Origin of the sequence: Parasphingomonas zepuensis (assembly GCF_036663735.1) — a bacterium.
Taxonomy (GTDB): Bacteria; Pseudomonadota; Alphaproteobacteria; order Sphingomonadales; family Sphingomonadaceae; genus Sphingomonas.
On record NZ_JAXOJO010000003.1, the window covers coordinates 690,341 to 706,457 of the forward strand.

The following is a 16,117-nucleotide window of genomic DNA, read 5'->3' on the forward strand; positions in this document are numbered from 1 at the left end:
GACGGCGCCCTGCCATGGAGTCCTGTGAATGTCCCTGATGCTTGCCCTTCTCGCCCAGATCACGCCGGTTCAGCCGATGCCCAAGGGCACCGGCCTGCCACCCCCCGGCACGGACGAGGGCGCGGTGATGGCGCCGATCAACGCGCTGTTCGCCGGGCTCGCCGCGCGCGATCCGGCGGCGATCCTGGCGCCACTCCGCCCCGAAGGCGGCGCCACCGTCGCCAATGAGGCACCCAACGGCGTGCATACCATCCGCCACATGACCTGGGCCGAGTTCGCCGCCAGCGTCAAACCCGGCCCGGAGAAATATGAGGAGCGCATCAGCAACCCCGCGATCGAGATCGACGGCGATATCGCGATGGTCTGGGCGCCCTACACCTTCTTCATCGACGGCAAGGCGCATCATTGCGGCATGGATCATTTCGACCTCGTCCGCGAAGCCGGGACGTGGAAGATCGTCAACATCACCTGGACCGCGCGCGCCACGGGTTGCGAGGGCTGATCTTGCTGAAGTCCCTCCTCATCGCCAATCGCGGCGAGATCGCCTGCCGCATCATCCGCACCGCGCGGGCGATGGGCGTGCGCACCATCGCGGTCTATTCGGACGCCGACGCAAAGGCGCTGCACGTGCGCCAGGCCGACGAGGCAGTGCACATCGGCCCCTCCCCGGCGCGCGAGAGCTATCTGGTGGGCGAGAAGATCATCGCCGCCGCGCGGCAGACGGGGGCCGAGGCGATCCATCCCGGCTATGGTTTCCTGTCCGAGAACGCCGATTTTGCGCAAGCCGTGATCGATGCCGGCATCATCTGGGTCGGGCCCAACCCCGACAGCATCCGCGCCATGGGCCTGAAGGATGCCGCCAAGGAGCGCATGATCGCCGCCGGCGTGCCGGTCACCCCCGGCTATCTCGGCGCCGACCAGTCGCCCGAACGCCTCGCGGCGGAGGCCGCCAAGGTCGGCTATCCGGTGCTGATCAAGGCCGTCGCAGGCGGCGGCGGCAAGGGCATGCGCCGGGTCGACGCGCCGGAGGATTTCGCCGACGCGCTGCTGTCCTGCCAGCGCGAGGCGGCGTCCTCCTTTGGCAACACCCAGGTGCTGATCGAGAAATACATCCTCTCGCCCCGGCATATCGAAGTTCAGGTGTTCGGCGACAGCCACGGCAATGTCGTCCATCTGTTCGAGCGCGACTGCTCGCTGCAGCGCCGCCACCAGAAAGTGATCGAGGAAGCCCCCGCCCCCGGCATGGACGAGGCGACACGGGAAGCGATCTGCGCCGCGGCGTTGAAAGCGGCCAAGGCGGTCAACTATGTCGGTGCCGGCACGATCGAGTTCATCGCCGATGCGAGCGAGGGCCTGCGCGCCGACCGCATCTGGTTCATGGAGATGAACACGCGGCTGCAGGTCGAGCATCCGGTGACCGAGGAGATCACCGGGCAGGATCTGGTCGAGTGGCAGTTGCGCGTCGCCTCGGGGGAGGCGTTGCCGAAGCGGCAGGATGAGCTCAGCATCAACGGCTGGGCGATGGAAGCGCGGCTTTATGCCGAGAATCCCGCGACCGGCTTCCTCCCCTCGACCGGCCCGCTCGATTATCTGTGGCTGCCGCAAGACGTGCGGATCGAAACGGGCGTCGAAGAAGGCGATGTGATTTCTCCCTTCTACGATCCGATGATCGCGAAACTCGTCGCTCATGCGACAACGCGCGAAGAAGCATTGACCGAGCTTGCCGATGGCTGCGCGCATGTGATGTGCGAGCCGGTGAAGACCAATGCTTGGTTTCTTGCGCGATTGTTGAAGGAGCCAGCTTTCGCGGCGGGCGATGTGACGACCGGCTTCATCGCCGATCACGTCGAAGAGCTCACAAGCGCACCTGAGGCTGGCGCGGCGCTGCTTCAGGCGGCGGCTGACCAGGCCATATTCCACGACGATTTCGTGCCCGGCCAAGTTGGCGATCCGGATTTCGATCGATTGCGGGGAATGCTCGGGTTCCGGTTGAATGCTCCGGCCAACCGTCGCGTACGGCTGGCCGTCGATGGCCGGGCCATTGAGGTCGATTATGTCGGCGAGTGGGGCCGCGGTTCCTATTTCGACGACAATCCGGGCTATGTGCAAATCGGCCAGTCCACGACGTTGTTTGAGAAAGGCGCAGCGTTCGAGACCCGCCCATATCGCGTCGAAGGGGCAGGTGCCGCCGGCACTGCGGCCGACGGCGCAATCCTCTCGCCCATGCCTGGCCGGCTCATCGCCGTCGCAGTGGCGGCGGGCGACACGGTCACCAAGGGCCAGAAGCTGCTCACCCTCGAAGCGATGAAAATGGAGCACAGCCTCGTCGCACCGTTCGATGGCATTGTGGCGGAACTGAGCGCCGAGACTGGCGGCCAGGTGAGCGAAGGCGCGGTGCTCGCGCGGATCGAGCGGGCGGCGTGAGCGGGGTCGTCTTCCGCCCCGCCACCGCGGACGATCTCCCCGCCATCGTCGCGCTGCTCGACGACGACGCCCAGAGCAAGGGTCGCGAGGATCCGCGCCTGCCGCTCGACCAGCGCTACATCGCCGCATTCGAGGCGATCGACGCCGATCCGAACCAGCTGCAGGTCGTCGCCGATCTCGACGGCAGGCTGGTCGGCACGATGCAGCTGAGCTTCCTGCCCGGCATCGCCTTTCGCGGCAGCTGGCGTGGGCAGATCGAAGCGGTGCGCATTTCGAGCGCGTTGCGCGGCCAGGGGCTGGGCCGGCAGATGATCGAATGGGCAGTCGAGCGCTTCCGCGAGCGCGGCTGCACGATGGCGCAGCTGACCTCGATGTCGACGCGCACCGACGCGCATCGATTCTACGAGCGGATGGGCTGGATCAAGAGCCATGCCGGGTTCAAGCTGAAGCTCTGAAAAACAAGAGGGGATGGATATGGCCGACGGCTTCGATTTCACCGGAAAGACCGTGATGGTCTTTGGCGGGACCAGCGGCATCAACCTGGGCATCGCCAAATCCTTTGCCCGGCGCGGCGCGAAGCTCGCCGTGGCCAGCCGCAGCCAGGACAAGGTCGATGCCGCCGTCGCCGCGCTGGCGGGCGAGACGCCCGCGCTCGGCTACAGCCTCGACGTGCGGGATTATGATGCGGTGAAGGCGGCGATCGACGATTTCCGCGCGCAACGCGGCACGATCGACGTGCTGGTGTCGGGCGCGGCGGGCAATTTCCCGGTCGCAGCGGCGATGCTGAGTTCGAACGGGTTCAAGGCCGTTACCGAGATCGACACGCTCGGCACCTTCCATGTCATGCGCGCCGCGTACGAGCATCTGACCAAGCCGGGGGCAAGCATCATCAACATCTCTGCGCCCCAGGCGTTCATCGCCACGCCGTTCCAGGTGCATGTCTGCGCCGCCAAGGCGGGCGTCGATATGATCACCAAGACGCTGGCGATCGAATGGGGACCGGAAGGCGTGCGGGTGAATTCCGTCTCGCCGGGGCCGATCGCCGGGACCGAGGGGATGGAGCGGCTGGCGCCGACGCCCGAGGCCAAGGCCAAATCGGCAAAGTCGGTGCCGCTCGGGCGGATGGGCACAGTCGACGATGTTGCCGATGTCTGCCTGTTCCTTGCCTCCGACTATGCGCGCTATGTCTCGGGTGTCGTGCTGCCGGCAGATGGTGGCTGGACCGCGGGGCGGACGCTGGGAGGCATGGGCTGATGGCCGGCCGCTTCTACGACGAATGGCAGGTCGGCGACCGCATTCTACATGAGATTCGCCGCACCGTGACGGAGACCGACAATCTCCTGATGTCCACGCTCACCCACAATGCGCAGCCGCTCCACCTGGACGCGGAATATGCCGCCGGCACCGAATTCGGCCGGATCGTCGTCAACGGCACCTTCACTTTCGCGCTGATGATCGGCGTGTCAGTCGGCGATACGACGCTCGGCACGCTTGTAGCCAATCTCGGCTACGACAAACTGGTGATGCCAAAGCCAGTGTTCATCGGCGACACGCTGCGCTGCGAGACCGAGGTGATCGAGCTGCGCGAGAGCAAGTCGCGCCCTGATGCAGGGCTCGTGACCTTCCGCCACCGCATGATCAACCAGCGCGACGAGGAAGTGTGCTCCTGCCTGCGCACGGCGCTGATGCGCAAAAAGCCGGCCTGAATGCTCCCTCTCCTCGGAGGGAGAGAGCGGGCGTCAGACGGTAAAGCTCTCGCCGCACCCGCATTCGCCCTTGGCGTTGGGGTTCTGGAACACGAAGCCGGCGGTGAAATCATCCTCGACCCAGTTCATGGTCGATCCGATCAGGTACAGGATCGACCCGCCATCGACGAACAGCGTGCCGCCGGGCGTGTCAATGCGTTCGTCGAACGGCTTGGCCTCGCTGACATAGTCGACTGAATAAGCGAGCCCCGAACAGCCGCGGCGCGGAGTCGACAGCTTCACGCCGATCGTGCCCTCGGGGGCCTTGGCCATCAGTTCCGTAATCCGCGCCTCGGCAGTCGGGGTCAGGATCAGCGCCGCAGGGCGCACGCGCGCGGTCGTCGCCATCACAGCATCCCCAGCTCAAGCTTCGCGTCGTCGCTCATCTTCTGCGGATCCCATGGCGGATCCCAGACGAGATTCACGTCGGCCGTTCCCACGCCCGGAACCGATCCGACGCGCAGCTCGACCTCGGCCGGCATGGATTCAGCCACCGGGCAATGCGGCGTGGTGAGCGTCATCGTCACCACCGCATGGCCGTCATCCGTCACTTCGACGCCGTAGATCAGGCCGAGATCGTATATGTTCACTGGAATCTCGGGATCGTAGATCTCCTTGAGCGCCTCGATGATCGCCTCGTACAAGTCCCCGCCGGGCTCGCCCGCGGCCAGGCCTTGCGGCTTCTGCGATAGGAAGCCTTCGAGATAATCGCGCTTGCGCTCGAAATTTTCCGTCACCCCGCCATCGACGCGCGCCTTGGGCGGCGCCTCGACGGAATCGACCTCTTCAACCATGATCCTGCGTTCTTCGTTCATCGAAGATCCCTACCCAAAAATTCGCGTTACGCGTTCGATGCCACGCACCAGCGCCGCCACGTCAGCCGGCCCGTTATATACCCCGAAGCTCGCCCTGGCGGTCGCTGCTATGCCCAGCGCCTCCATCAGCGGCTGCGCGCAGTGATGGCCAGCCCGGATCGCCACGCGTTCCTCGTCCAAGATGGTGCCGATGTCGTGCGGATGCACCCCCTCGATCGAGAAGCTGACGATTCCGGCCGAATCCTCCGGGCCATAGAGCGTGACCGAATTGATCTGCGACAGCGCCTCGCGCGTCGTAGCGACCAGGGCCGTCTCGTGCCTGTGGATCGCGTCGAGCCCGATCCGCTCGACATAGTCGATCGCTGCATGCAGCCCGAGCGCGCCGACGATATGCGGCGTGCCCGCCTCGAACCGGCCCGGCGGCGGGGCGTAGGTGGTCCTGGCGAAGGTCACCCGATCGATCATCGATCCGCCACCCTGATAGGGCGGCATCGCCTCGAGCAGTTCGGGCCGCGCCCAGAGAACGCCGATGCCGGTCGGGCCGTAGAGCTTGTGTCCGGAAAAGACATAGAAGTCGCAGTCGAGCGCAGCGACGTCGACCGCCATGCGCGGCACTGCCTGGCAGCCGTCGAGCAGGATCTTCGCGCCCACCGCATGAGCGATGTCGGCGGCGCGGCGCGCGTCGAGCACGGAGCCGAGCACGTTGGAGACATGCGCCAGCGCGACCAATTTGTGCGCCGGCGTGATCATCGCCGCCATGGTGTCAAGATCGATCCGGTGGTCGGCGGTGAGCGGGATGACATCAATCACTGCGCCGACCCGCTCGGCCGCCATCTGCCACGGCACGATGTTGGAATGATGCTCGAGCGTGGAGAGCAGGATGCGGTCGCCTGCCTTCAGCTGCTCGCGCGCCCAGCATTGCGCCACCAGGTTGATCGCCTCGGTCGCGCCGCGCACGAACACGATCTCGTCGGCGCTGCCCGCACCGATGAACCGCCCGATCCGCCTGCGCGCCGCCTCATAGGCAAGCGTCATGTCAGCCGAGCGCTGGTACACGCCGCGGTGCACCGTCGCATAGGTCTCGGCATAGCCGCGGGTGATCGCGTCGATCACCGGCTGCGGCTTCTGCGCCGTCGCAGCGGTGTCGAGATAGGCCCAGCCTTCGGGGATGGCCGGGAAATCGGCGAGAAGGTCGAGGGGGCTCATATTCCCTCTCCCATCGGGAGAGGGAGGGAGGAGCGAAGCGACGGAAGGGTGAGGGTGACTAGCCATTCCGATCGCCCTCACCCTTCCCATCGCTAAAGCGATGGGCCCCTTCCCTCTCCCGCTGGGAGAGGGAGAACAGAGTGGCGCCCATCACAGCATCCGCTCCAGCGCAGCCTGCGCCGCGGCTTCCACCGCCTCCCGAGCGACCGCATCCGCCACGCCGTCAAACACCGATCCGATGAACGCGCGCAGCAGCAGCGCCTTGGCCTCGGCCGGCGCGATGCCGCGGCTGGCGAGGTAGAAGAGCGCCATCGCATCGAGTTCGCCAACCGTCGCGCCGTGCGCGCATTTCACATCGTCGGCGTAGATCTCCAGTTCGGGCTTGGCGTTGGCGGTCGCGGTGCGGGTCAGCAGCATCGCCTTTACCGACTGGCTGGCATCGGTCTTCTGCGCATGACGCGCCACCGCGACCTTGCCGAGATAGCTGCCCGTCGCCCGCCCGCCGAGCACCGAGCGAACGACCTGGTTGCTGGTCGCGTTCGGCTCGATGTGGCGCATCGTGGTGACGATCTCGAGCGTCTGCTCGCCGCCGCCGAGGATCGCCCCGCCCAGCTCGAAATGCGCCCCGTCGTGCAAGGTCACGTCGATCGCGATCCGGCCGAACCTGCCGCCGGTGTTGAGGATGTGGAAGGTCGCACGGGCACCGGCCGCGAGGACGACGGTGTAATCGCAGATCGCGACGGCGTCGGTCGGGGCGTCCTGCACGATGACGCGAGTGAAGTCCTCGCCCGCAGCAACGTGGATCACCTCGGGCGCGGCGATCGGCCAGACAGCCGCGACCGCGTCGAGGTCGCTGTAGCGCCAGGCTTCGTCGTGACGGGTGGGGAGGCTGAGAACGTCACTCATTCCCCTCTCCCCTTGTGGGAGAGGGAGGGGCCCATGCGAAGCATGGGAGGGTGAGGGGGACGAGCGTGCCGAGACACACTCCCCCTCATCCGGCCCTTCGGGCCACCTTCTCCCACAAGGGGAGAAGGAGAAGGCGACGCGCACCTCACGCCGCCAGCGCTCCGTAACCTTCGCGCTCGAGCTCATGCGCCAGTTCCGGCCCGCCGGAGCGCACGATCCGGCCATCGGCCAGCACATGCACGAAATCAGGCTGAACATAATCGAGCAGCCGCTGGTAATGGGTGATCAGCAGCACGGCCTTGTCGGGCGCGCGCATGATGCGGTTGATGCCGTCACCGACGACGCGGAGCGCGTCGATGTCGAGGCCGCTGTCCGTCTCGTCGAGGATCGCGAGCTTCGGGGCAATGATGCCCATCTGCACCATCTCGTTGCGCTTCTTCTCGCCGCCGGAGAAGCCGACATTGACCGGACGCTTGAGCATTTCCTGGTCCATCGACAGCAGGTCGGCCTGAGCGCGCGCCAGCTTGAGAAACTCGCCGCCCGACAGCGGCGCTTCACCTCGGACCTTGCGCTGCGCGTTGAGCGCCTCGCGCAGGAACTGGACGTTGGAGACGCCGGGAATCTCGACCGGATACTGGAAGCCGAGGAACAGGCCGGCGGCGGCGCGCTCATGCGGGGCCATTTCCAGCAGATCCACGCCCGCGAACGTGACTGTGCCCGAGGTCACCTCGTAACCGGGGCGCCCACCGAGCACATAGCCGAGCGTCGACTTGCCAGCGCCGTTCGGCCCCATGATCGCATGCACTTCGCCCGCGTTCACGCTAAGCGAGAGGCCCTTGAGGATTTCCTTGCCGTCGATTTCGGCGTGAAGGTTTTCAATTTTCAGCATTACGATCCGACTTTCAGATGTGTTTCGCAGACCGCTCGTTCGCGTACCATCGAATCGAGCCATCGCAGGGCGAGCGCCACGCGTTCCTTCGCCTTGGCCGGCCCATGATAATCGGCGGCTATGCCCCGGGGCCCTTCGCAGGAGGAGCGAAGCTGGATCTCGGTTCCCATGTGGCCGTTCAGACAATCGGCATATGCTTCCACTTGGACGGCGGCCGGCTTGCCGACCCCGTCCAACCTGAGTTCGGCCGCGCAATCGGCCTCGCCTGTCTGGCTCAGCAGTAGCAGAGGTAGCAGAAGCATCACCCCACGCTCCCCTCGAGCGAAATCCCCAGCAGCTTCTGCGCCTCGACCGCGAATTCCATCGGCAGCTGCTGCAGGACCTCTCGCGCGAAGCCGTTGACGATCAGCGCCACCGCGGCCTCGGAATCGAGCCCGCGCTGCATGGCGTAGAACATCTGGTCTTCGCTGATCTTGGAGGTGGTCGCCTCATGTTCGATCTGCGCCGACGGGTTGCGCACCTCGATATAGGGCACGGTATGCGCGCCGCATTCGCTGCCGAGCAGCAGCGAATCGCACTGGGTGAAGTTGCGCACGCCCTCCGCAGTCGGGGCAACGCGAACCAGGCCGCGATAGGTGTTGTCGGAGCGGCCGGCGCTGATGCCCTTCGACACGATGGTCGAGCGGCTGCCCTTGCCGAGATGGATCATCTTGGTGCCGGTATCGGCCTGCTGGCGATTGTTGGTCACCGCGACCGAATAGAATTCACCGACGCTGTTCTCGCCCGCGAGCACGCAGCTGGGATATTTCCAGGTGATCGCGCTGCCGGTCTCGACCTGGGTCCAGCTGACCTTGCTGTTCCTGCCCTGGCAGAGAGCGCGCTTGGTGACGAAATTATAGATGCCGCCCTTGCCGTTCTCGTCGCCGGGATACCAGTTTTGCACGGTCGAATATTTGATCTCGGCATCGTCGAGCGCGACCAGTTCAACCACGGCGGCGTGGAGCTGGTTCTCGTCGCGCATCGGCGCGGTGCAGCCTTCGAGATAGCTCACATAGGAGCCCTTGTCGGCGATGATCAGCGTGCGTTCGAACTGGCCGGTATTCTCCGCGTTGATGCGGAAATAGGTGCTCAGCTCCATCGGGCAGCGCACCCCTTCCGGGATGTAGACGAAGGTGCCGTCGGAGAAGACCGCGCAGTTCAGCGCGGCAAAGTAGTTGTCGTGCTGCGGCACGATTTTGCCGAGCCACTTGCGCACCATGTCGGGATATTCGCGGATCGCCTCGCTGATCGAGCGGAAGATAACGCCCGCGGCTTCGAGCTCCTTGCGGAAGGTCGTCGCGACCGAGACGCTGTCGAACACCGCGTCGACCGCGACCTTGCGCGCGCCCTCGACGCCGGCCAGCATCTTCTGCTCGGCGATCGGGATGCCGAGTTTCTCGTAGACGCGCAGGATCTCGGGATCGACTTCGTCAAGGCTGCCGATCTTCGGCTTGGCCTTGGGCTCGGCGTAATAATAGGCGTCCTGGTAATCGATCGGGGGCACGTTGAGCTTGGCCCAGTCGGGCGGCGTCATCGTCAGCCACAGGCGATAGGCCTTGAGCCGCCAGTCGAGCATCCATTCGGGCTCATTCTTCTTGGCCGAGATGAAGCGAACCGTGTCCTCGCTCAGGCCCTTGGGCGCGAATTCCTGCTCGATGTCCGAGTGGAAGCCCCATTCGTAGGTCTTGTTCGCGGCGGCATGGGCCTCGGCGTTCTTGGTGGCCATGTTACGCCTCTACTCTCAAACTATGCTCGACTTTGCCCGGCACGAACGGCGCCGCGGGCAGGCCCGACAGGCTGGCCAGGCTCACGCCCGCCAGCGCGCCGCGCACCGCGCCGTTGACGACATTCCAGTGCGGCTTCACCCGGCAGGATTCCTCGATGCAGCAATCATGGCTGCCATTGTCGACACAGGCCGTCATCGCGATCGGCCCTTCGATCGCCTCAACGATATCGGCAAGGCTGATCGCCGCCGCCGGCCGCGCAAGGCGAAAGCCGCCGCCAGTGCCGCGCGTGCTCTCGATCAGCCCGGCCGCGGACAGGCGGCTGACCAGTTTCTGCACCGTCGGCAGCGGCAGGCCGGTCTCCTCGGCGAGCAGGGTCGCATTGAGCCGCGCCAGCCCGCCGCAATGGCGCGCGGCGGCGGACATCATCACGACCGCATAGTCGGCAAGGCTGGAAAGACGCATGAAGTCCAATCGGATTGATTCGTTCCGATTGGGCATGTGGGCGCGCGGAGGCTTGAGGTCAATCAAGTTTTGCCTGTTCCTCCCCAAGCCTGGCGGGGGGAAAGAAATCAGGTATCGCTGATCAGCGGGCTCACCTGACCGCCGAGCGCGACGCGGCGCTCGATCGTCAGTTGCGACAACAGCGACGGCTCCGCCTTGATCTGCCGCGGGGTGTGCCCGGTGAACTGCTTGACCTCGCGGATCAGGTGCGACTGGTCGTAGAAGCCGCGCGCGATCAGATCGTCGACCGTCTGGCTTTCCGCAACGAGCGCCACCGCCGCGCGCAATGCCCGGTATTTCCGCGCCAGCAGCTTGGGCGGGGCACCGTACAGCGCCTTGCACTTGCGCTCGACCTGGCGGCGCGAGAGGTCGGTTGCAGCGACGAGGTCCTCCATCTCGGGCGAGGGACTTCCCGCGAGCCAGGCGTCGACCTTCTGGACAAAGGCCGTCGACGCGCGGTCGCAGCCGCGCAGTAGCTCGCGGATCAGATCCTCGGCGATCGCCACTCGTGCGGCGATGTCGGGCGCCCGGCGCATCGCAGTCGCAGCGGCACGCAGCCTGGGTCCGCCGAACAGGTCGGCGGCATCGATGACTCGGTTGAGCATGCTCGACGCGTCGTTGCCGATCAGCGCTGCCCAGCCGGTCGCGGTCACACCCATGCCGAGCACCCAGACCGGGCCCACGCAGCGGACCCGCATGGCGCCGCTGGTCGGCCCGATGACATGCACGTCGGCGACATCCTGCTGGAGCGTGCCGTCGGGAAAGCAATAATCCGTTGCGCCGGACGACAGACGGAAGCGCAGCTGGGCATGATCCGCGCGCTCGGTATCCTCGAACATCGGGACGTCGGCGCGGAAATGATAGAACAGGGTGATGTATTCGGCGAGGTCTTCCGCCGGGACGCTATAGTCCAGCTGGATGTCGGCCAATGTCCGCGCCCCCTTTTTTGTACAGAAGCGACACCTAAACCGCAGGGGCCCCGAAGAAAAGGGGGCCCGGTCGGCAAGCCGGCCGGGCCCTAGTGAAAGAGACCCCTGTTGGGAGCTCTTCGGGTCGCAAGTTGCTTAAAACAGGCCCAACCCCGGCTGTATTGGACGAAAGCGCCAAAATGGTCATATTCGTCGCAGCCCCGTCGCACTCGTCGCACGCCCGTCGCAACCGCGCGATTTTTGACCCGCGCGCGCGGCGATGCCAAAGCGCCCCGATGATATTCCCGCTGCTCCGCCCCGCCCTGTTCGCCTTCGACGCCGAGCGCGCACACGGCCTGACCATCGCGCTGCTCGAAAGCTGGGGCCGGGCGGGCACACCCTTCGCCGCGGGCCGGGACGAAGCCCGCCTGCACACCGTCGTCGCCGGGTTGGCCTTCGCCAATCCGGTCGGCCTGGCCGCGGGGGTCGACAAGGACGGCCGGGCGATCGACGGATTCTTCGGCCTGGGCCTTGGCGCGGTCGAGATCGGCACGCTCACCCCGCTGCCCCAGTCCGGCAACCCACGCCCGCGCCTGTTCCGGCTCACGGAGGACAGGGCAGTGATCAACCGCATGGGCTTCAACAATGGCGGGCTCGACGCCGCCCTGCCCCGCGCGATCGCCGCGAAGCGCCGCGGCGTGCTCGGCATCAATGTCGGCGCGAACAAGGACGCGGCCGACCGCATCGCCGATTACCGCCACGGCGTCGCCCGGGCGGCGCGGGTCGCCGATTATGTCACGATCAACATCAGCTCTCCCAACACGCCGGGCCTGCGCGACCTGCAGCACGGCGCGGCGCTGGCCGAGCTGCTCGCCGCGGCCGATGCCGCGCGGCGCCTGCCGACGCGGTCGACGCCGCTGTTCCTGAAGGTCGCGCCGGATCTCGACGCTGCGGCGATCGACGCCATCGCGCGCACCGCGATCGAGCAGCGCATCGACGGCCTGATCGTCAGCAACACGACGATCGCGCGGCCCGGCCTGCAGTCCCCGCACGCGGGGGAGGCCGGCGGCCTCTCCGGCGCCCCGCTCGCCCCGCTCGCCCGTCAGCGCCTCGCCGATTTCCGCACGGCTACCGGCGGCGCCCTGCCGCTGATCTCGGTCGGCGGCATCGACAGCGCCGAAGAGGCCTATGCCCGGATCCGCGCCGGGGCCAGCCTCGTGCAGCTCTACAGCGCGCTGGTATATGCCGGGCCGGGCCTGCCGCGCCGGATCACGCGCGGCCTTGCGCGGCTGCTCGCGCGGGACGGCTTCACCCATGTCGCCGATGCGGTCGGGGCCGGTTGACGTAGCCCCCGCCCCCGCTACCACGTGGCACCATGAAGAAGCTCCTGCTCGCGTTCGTCCTCCTCCTCATATCCCCAGCCGCCTTCGCCCAGGGCATGGTCACCTCCGCCGATCCGCGCGCGACCCAGGCAGGGCAGACCATCCTGCGGGAGGGCGGCAGCGCGGCTGATGCGGCGATGGCGATCATGCTCGCGCTGACGGTGGTCGAGCCGCAATCGAGCGGCATCGGCGGCGGCGGCTTCCTGGTCCATCACGACGCCAAGACCGGCCGGATGGAGACGATCGACGGCCGCGAGACTGCCCCCGCCGCGGCGACGCCGCAGCGCTTCCTCGATTCGGCCGGCCAGCCCCTGCCCTTCGGCCAGGCATTCCAGGGCGGCAGATCGATTGGCGTGCCCGGCAATATCCGGCTGATGGCGCTGGCCCATCGCAAATGGGGCAAGCTGCCGTGGAAGGCGCTGTTCGCGCCCGCGATCACGCTGGCCGAAAATGGCTATCAGGTCACCAAGCCGCTGAACGACCGCGTTTCCGGCATGGCGCGGATCTGGGGCAATTTCCCGGAGATCGCGAAGCAGTACAGCGTCGATGGCAAGGCACCCGCGCTCGGCTCGACGATGAAGAACCCGGCGCTCGCCGCGATCCTGCGCCGGATCGCCGATGAGGGGCCCGAGGCATTTTATACGGGCGAGAATGCGAAGGCGATCGTCGCCGCCGCGACCGGCACGACGGTCAACGCCAGCGACATCACGCTCGCCGATCTGACGGCCTATCAGGCGAAGGAGCGTGCGCCGGTCTGCGGTTTCTACCGCAGCTACAAGATCTGCGGCATGGGCCCGCCCTCCTCGGGCGCAGTGACGGTGCTCGGCATCCTCGGCATGCTCGAGCGCTTCGACCTGAAGAAGCTCGGGCCGACCTCGCCGGTCGCCTGGCATCTGATCGGCGAGGCGATGGAACTGGCCTATGCCGATCGCGACAAATATCTCGGCGACAGCGATTTCGTGCAGGTGCCGGTCAAGGGGCTGATCGATCCGGCCTATCTGGCCACACGATCGCGGCTGATCTCGCCCGACAAGACCCTGGCAGTCTATGAGGCGGGTACGCCGCCCGGCGCACAGGCGCGCACGGTCGCGGCGCAGAACGAAGTGCCCGGCACCACCCATTTCATCGCGGTCGACAAGGCCGGCGACATCGCCGGCATGACTTCCACGGTCGAAGGGCCGTTCGGCAGCCAGCTACTGGCCAATGGCTATGTGCTCAACAACGAGCTGACCGATTTCACCTTCGCGCCGGAGAAGGACGGCGCGCCGGTGGCCAACCGGGTCGAGCCGGGCAAGCGGCCATTGTCGTCAATGGCGCCGACGATAGTCTACGACCGCAAGGGCAGGCCGATCTTCACCGTCGGCGCGGCCGGCGGCAAGACGATCATCATGCAGGTGGCCAAGGCGCTGATCGCGCACCTCGACTGGGGCATGAACGCGAAGGAGTCGATCGGGCAGGGACTGATCTATTTCAGCGGCCGGACGTTGATCCTCGAAAAGGGCACGTCGCTCGAACCGATGGCGGCTCCGCTCGAACGGCTGGGCCATCAGGTCGTCGTCTCGAGCCTCGGGCTCAAGGCGAATGCGGCCGAACGCACGAAGACGGGCTGGATCGGCGCGGCCGATCCGCGCAGCGTCGGCACCGCGCTCAGCGAATGATACCCGCGCAGCCGAACACGGCGCGCTTTTCCCCGGGGAGAGACCATGCGGACGCTCGAACATTTTCCGAACCTGGTCGCCATGTTCCTGGCGCGCGCGCGCGAGAAGGGCGACCAGCCGTTCCTGTGGCATAAGGCCGGCAGCGCCTGGGTCTCGATGAGCTGGTCCGAGGCCGCGGCGAAGGTCGCCAGCCTTGCCGCCGCGCTGAAGGCGATCGGGCTCGAGCCCGGGGACCGGGTGATGCTCGTCTCCGAGAACCGGCCCGAATGGTGCATCAGCGACCTCGCGATCATGGCGGCCGGCTGCATCACCGTGCCGACCTATGTCACCAATACCGAGCGCGACCACGCCCATATCATCGAGAATTCCGGCGCGAAGGCAGTGATCGTGTCGACCGCGAAGCTCGCCAGGACGTTGCTGCCCGCCGCGATCCGCGCGGACAATGCCAAGATCATCATCGGCATCGAGGATCTCCGCGTCACTCAGCCCGGCACGCTTGAGGTGCATAGCTGGTCCGGGCTGATCGCCGACCATGCGACCGATCCGGCGGCGATCGTCAGCACCGCGACGCGCGAGGACACGGCCTGCATCATCTACACCAGCGGCACCGGCGGCGCGCCCCGCGGCGTGATGCAGCACCACGGCGCGATCCTGCACAACGTCAATGGCTGCTGCACCGTGATCAGCGAGGATTTCGGCTGGGACGACGAGGTCTTCCTGTCCTTTCTGCCGCTCTCCCACGCCTATGAGCATACCGGCGGGCAGCATTTCCCGATCGGGCTCGGCGCGCAGATCTATTATGCCGAAGGGCTGGACAAGCTCGCCTCCAATATCGAGGAAGTGCGGCCGACGATCATGGTGGTGGTGCCGCGCCTGTTCGAGGTGCTGCGCACGCGCATTTCCAAGACGATCGAGAAGCAGGGCAAGTTCGCCAGCTATCTGCTGGAACGATCCCAGGCGATCGGCGCCAAGCAATATGACGGCCGGCTGAGCCTGTTCGACCAGCCGATGAACCTGCTCCTCAAGGCGACGCTCAAGCCCAAGATCCAGAAGCGCTTCGGCGGGCGGATCAAGGCGATGGTCTCGGGCGGCGCGCCGCTGACGCCCGAAGTCGGCATCTTCTTCCAGTCGCTTGGGCTGACCTTCCTGCAGGGCTATGGCCAGACCGAGGCGGCACCGGTCATCTCGTGCAACCGCCCCTCGGCCGGGCTGCGCATGGATACGGTCGGCCCGCCACTGGCCAATACCGAAGTGCGCATCGCCGAGGATGGCGAGATCCTGGTGCGCGGTGAGCTGGTGATGCACGGCTATTGGCGCAACGACGCCGAGACGGCGCGCGTGCTGAAGGATGGCTGGCTGCACACCGGCGATATCGGCCTGATCGACGACAAGGGCCGGATCAAGATCACCGACCGCAAGAAGGACATCATCGTCAACGACAAGGGCGACAATGTCGCCCCGCAAAAGGTGGAGGGCATGCTGACCCTGCAGCCCGAGATCGCCCAGGCGATGATCTATGGCGACCGCAAGCCCTATATGGTCGCGGTGCTGGTGCCCGATCCGGAATGGACCCAGGAATGGTGCGCGAAGAACGGCGACGCCTGCGATTTCGCGCGGCTCGCCCAGAACAGCGAATTCCGCACCGCGATCGGCCATGCGGTGGAGCGCGTGAACAAGGACCTGTCGGTGGTCGAGCGCGTGCGCCGCTTCATCCTGGCCGATGGGCATTTCACGATTGAGAACGAACAGCTCACACCCTCGCTGAAGATCCGGCGGCACGTGCTGCGCGATGCGTACGGGCCCCGGCTGGACGCGCTGTACAAGGGGTAGCATACCCGTGTTTCAGCATGGCGGGACGGTTTGTTGAATCGACGGCACTCTCCTTCTCCCTTCGGGAGAAGGTGGCGCGAAGCGCCG

The 16,117-nt window shown here is 66.4% G+C and carries 17 protein-coding genes; 8 read left to right on the forward strand and 9 right to left on the reverse strand.

The window, feature by feature from the left end; translation table 11 throughout:
• Positions 1 to 28: 28 nt before the first annotated feature.
• Genes U1769_RS14525 through U1769_RS14545 form a run of 5 tightly spaced genes read left to right on the forward strand, consistent with a single transcriptional unit; the run spans position 29 to position 4,130 of the window.
• Positions 29 to 502: a nuclear transport factor 2 family protein gene (locus U1769_RS14525; RefSeq protein ID WP_332717260.1), complete on the forward strand. Its 474-nt coding sequence runs from the start codon at positions 29 to 31 to the stop codon at positions 500 to 502.
• 2 nt (positions 503 to 504) lie between these two features.
• Entirely contained in the window at positions 505 to 2,424 is a 1,920-nt protein-coding gene (locus tag U1769_RS14530) for an acetyl/propionyl/methylcrotonyl-CoA carboxylase subunit alpha (protein WP_332717263.1), read from the forward strand.
• Positions 2,421 to 2,879: a GNAT family N-acetyltransferase gene (locus U1769_RS14535; RefSeq protein ID WP_332717266.1), complete on the forward strand. Its 459-nt coding sequence runs from the start codon at positions 2,421 to 2,423 to the stop codon at positions 2,877 to 2,879. The genes U1769_RS14530 and U1769_RS14535 overlap by 4 nt, the downstream gene beginning before the upstream one ends.
• 19 nt (positions 2,880 to 2,898) lie before the next feature.
• On the forward strand, positions 2,899 to 3,678 hold the full coding sequence (locus U1769_RS14540; RefSeq protein WP_332717269.1) for an SDR family oxidoreductase: 780 nt from the start codon (positions 2,899 to 2,901) through the stop codon (positions 3,676 to 3,678).
• Entirely contained in the window at positions 3,678 to 4,130 is a 453-nt protein-coding gene (locus U1769_RS14545; protein WP_332717272.1) for a MaoC family dehydratase, read from the forward strand. Before U1769_RS14540 ends, U1769_RS14545 begins: the two co-directional genes overlap by 1 nt.
• A 33-nt stretch (positions 4,131 to 4,163) precedes the next feature.
• On the opposite strand, the gene U1769_RS14550 is transcribed toward U1769_RS14545, so the two are convergent.
• The 9 genes from U1769_RS14550 to U1769_RS14590 form a co-directional block, all read right to left on the reverse strand.
• Complete coding sequence (locus U1769_RS14550; RefSeq protein ID WP_332717275.1) at positions 4,164 to 4,517, reverse strand: HesB/IscA family protein; 354 nt, start codon at positions 4,515 to 4,517, stop codon at positions 4,164 to 4,166.
• Positions 4,517 to 4,984, reverse strand: coding sequence for an SUF system Fe-S cluster assembly protein (locus U1769_RS14555; protein WP_332717278.1), 468 nt, complete (start codon positions 4,982 to 4,984; stop codon positions 4,517 to 4,519). The genes U1769_RS14550 and U1769_RS14555 overlap by 1 nt, the downstream gene beginning before the upstream one ends.
• Before the next feature lie 9 nt (positions 4,985 to 4,993).
• A complete protein-coding gene (locus U1769_RS14560) occupies positions 4,994 to 6,190 on the reverse strand; it encodes an aminotransferase class V-fold PLP-dependent enzyme (RefSeq protein ID WP_332717281.1) in 1,197 nt (398 codons plus the stop codon).
• Between the two features lie 150 nt (positions 6,191 to 6,340).
• Positions 6,341 to 7,096 carry a SufD family Fe-S cluster assembly protein gene (locus tag U1769_RS14565; protein WP_332717283.1) on the reverse strand — a complete coding sequence of 252 codons (756 nt, stop codon included), beginning with the start codon at positions 7,094 to 7,096 and terminating at the stop codon, positions 6,341 to 6,343.
• Between the two features lie 145 nt (positions 7,097 to 7,241).
• Positions 7,242 to 7,985 (reverse strand): Fe-S cluster assembly ATPase SufC, encoded by a 744-nt coding sequence (gene sufC, locus U1769_RS14570; RefSeq protein ID WP_332717285.1) that lies wholly within the window; start codon positions 7,983 to 7,985, stop codon positions 7,242 to 7,244.
• Positions 7,985 to 8,287: a hypothetical protein gene (locus tag U1769_RS14575; protein WP_332717288.1), complete on the reverse strand. Its 303-nt coding sequence runs from the start codon at positions 8,285 to 8,287 to the stop codon at positions 7,985 to 7,987. The genes sufC and U1769_RS14575 overlap by 1 nt, the downstream gene beginning before the upstream one ends.
• Positions 8,287 to 9,750: a Fe-S cluster assembly protein SufB gene (gene sufB, locus U1769_RS14580; protein ID WP_332717291.1), complete on the reverse strand. Its 1,464-nt coding sequence runs from the start codon at positions 9,748 to 9,750 to the stop codon at positions 8,287 to 8,289. The genes U1769_RS14575 and sufB overlap by 1 nt, the downstream gene beginning before the upstream one ends.
• Position 9,751: 1 nt before the next feature.
• Entirely contained in the window at positions 9,752 to 10,213 is a 462-nt protein-coding gene (locus U1769_RS14585) for an SUF system Fe-S cluster assembly regulator (RefSeq protein WP_332717292.1), read from the reverse strand.
• A gap of 107 nt (positions 10,214 to 10,320) precedes the next feature.
• Positions 10,321 to 11,181: a helix-turn-helix domain-containing protein gene (locus U1769_RS14590; RefSeq protein WP_332717295.1), complete on the reverse strand. Its 861-nt coding sequence runs from the start codon at positions 11,179 to 11,181 to the stop codon at positions 10,321 to 10,323.
• A 275-nt stretch (positions 11,182 to 11,456) separates the two neighbouring features.
• On the opposite strand from U1769_RS14590, the gene U1769_RS14595 reads away from it, so the two are divergent.
• From U1769_RS14595 to U1769_RS14605, 3 genes are read left to right on the forward strand one after another with little or no spacing between them, the layout of a single operon-like run.
• Positions 11,457 to 12,503 carry a quinone-dependent dihydroorotate dehydrogenase gene (locus U1769_RS14595; RefSeq protein ID WP_332717297.1) on the forward strand — a complete coding sequence of 349 codons (1,047 nt, stop codon included), beginning with the start codon at positions 11,457 to 11,459 and terminating at the stop codon, positions 12,501 to 12,503.
• A 32-nt stretch (positions 12,504 to 12,535) separates the two neighbouring features.
• The gene (gene ggt, locus U1769_RS14600; protein ID WP_332717300.1) at positions 12,536 to 14,200 is read left to right on the forward strand and encodes a gamma-glutamyltransferase; all 1,665 of its coding nucleotides are present in this window, start codon (positions 12,536 to 12,538) and stop codon (positions 14,198 to 14,200) included.
• Positions 14,201 to 14,245: 45 nt separating this feature from the next.
• Positions 14,246 to 16,030 carry an AMP-dependent synthetase/ligase gene (locus U1769_RS14605; protein ID WP_332717302.1) on the forward strand — a complete coding sequence of 595 codons (1,785 nt, stop codon included), beginning with the start codon at positions 14,246 to 14,248 and terminating at the stop codon, positions 16,028 to 16,030.
• Positions 16,031 to 16,117: the final 87 nt, after the last annotated feature.

Excerpts from the sequence above, each read along its gene's own strand:
- U1769_RS14525 (WP_332717260.1), top strand. The coding sequence starts at position 29 with ATGTCCCTGATGCTTGCCCTTCTCGCCCAGATCACGCCGGTTCAGCCG.
- U1769_RS14540 (WP_332717269.1), top strand. The coding sequence starts at position 2,899 with ATGGCCGACGGCTTCGATTTCACCGGAAAGACCGTGATGGTCTTTGGC.
- U1769_RS14545 (WP_332717272.1), top strand. The coding sequence starts at position 3,678 with ATGGCCGGCCGCTTCTACGACGAATGGCAGGTCGGCGACCGCATTCTA.
- U1769_RS14550 (WP_332717275.1), bottom strand. The coding sequence starts at position 4,517 with ATGGCGACGACCGCGCGCGTGCGCCCTGCGGCGCTGATCCTGACCCCG.
- U1769_RS14555 (WP_332717278.1), bottom strand. The coding sequence starts at position 4,984 with ATGAACGAAGAACGCAGGATCATGGTTGAAGAGGTCGATTCCGTCGAG.
- U1769_RS14560 (WP_332717281.1), bottom strand. The coding sequence starts at position 6,190 with ATGAGCCCCCTCGACCTTCTCGCCGATTTCCCGGCCATCCCCGAAGGC.
- U1769_RS14565 (WP_332717283.1), bottom strand. The coding sequence starts at position 7,096 with ATGAGTGACGTTCTCAGCCTCCCCACCCGTCACGACGAAGCCTGGCGC.
- sufC (WP_332717285.1), bottom strand. The coding sequence starts at position 7,985 with ATGCTGAAAATTGAAAACCTTCACGCCGAAATCGACGGCAAGGAAATC.
- U1769_RS14575 (WP_332717288.1), bottom strand. The coding sequence starts at position 8,287 with ATGCTTCTGCTACCTCTGCTACTGCTGAGCCAGACAGGCGAGGCCGAT.
- sufB (WP_332717291.1), bottom strand. The coding sequence starts at position 9,750 with ATGGCCACCAAGAACGCCGAGGCCCATGCCGCCGCGAACAAGACCTAC.
- U1769_RS14585 (WP_332717292.1), bottom strand. The coding sequence starts at position 10,213 with ATGCGTCTTTCCAGCCTTGCCGACTATGCGGTCGTGATGATGTCCGCC.
- U1769_RS14595 (WP_332717297.1), top strand. The coding sequence starts at position 11,457 with ATGATATTCCCGCTGCTCCGCCCCGCCCTGTTCGCCTTCGACGCCGAG.
- ggt (WP_332717300.1), top strand. The coding sequence starts at position 12,536 with ATGAAGAAGCTCCTGCTCGCGTTCGTCCTCCTCCTCATATCCCCAGCC.
- U1769_RS14605 (WP_332717302.1), top strand. The coding sequence starts at position 14,246 with ATGCGGACGCTCGAACATTTTCCGAACCTGGTCGCCATGTTCCTGGCG.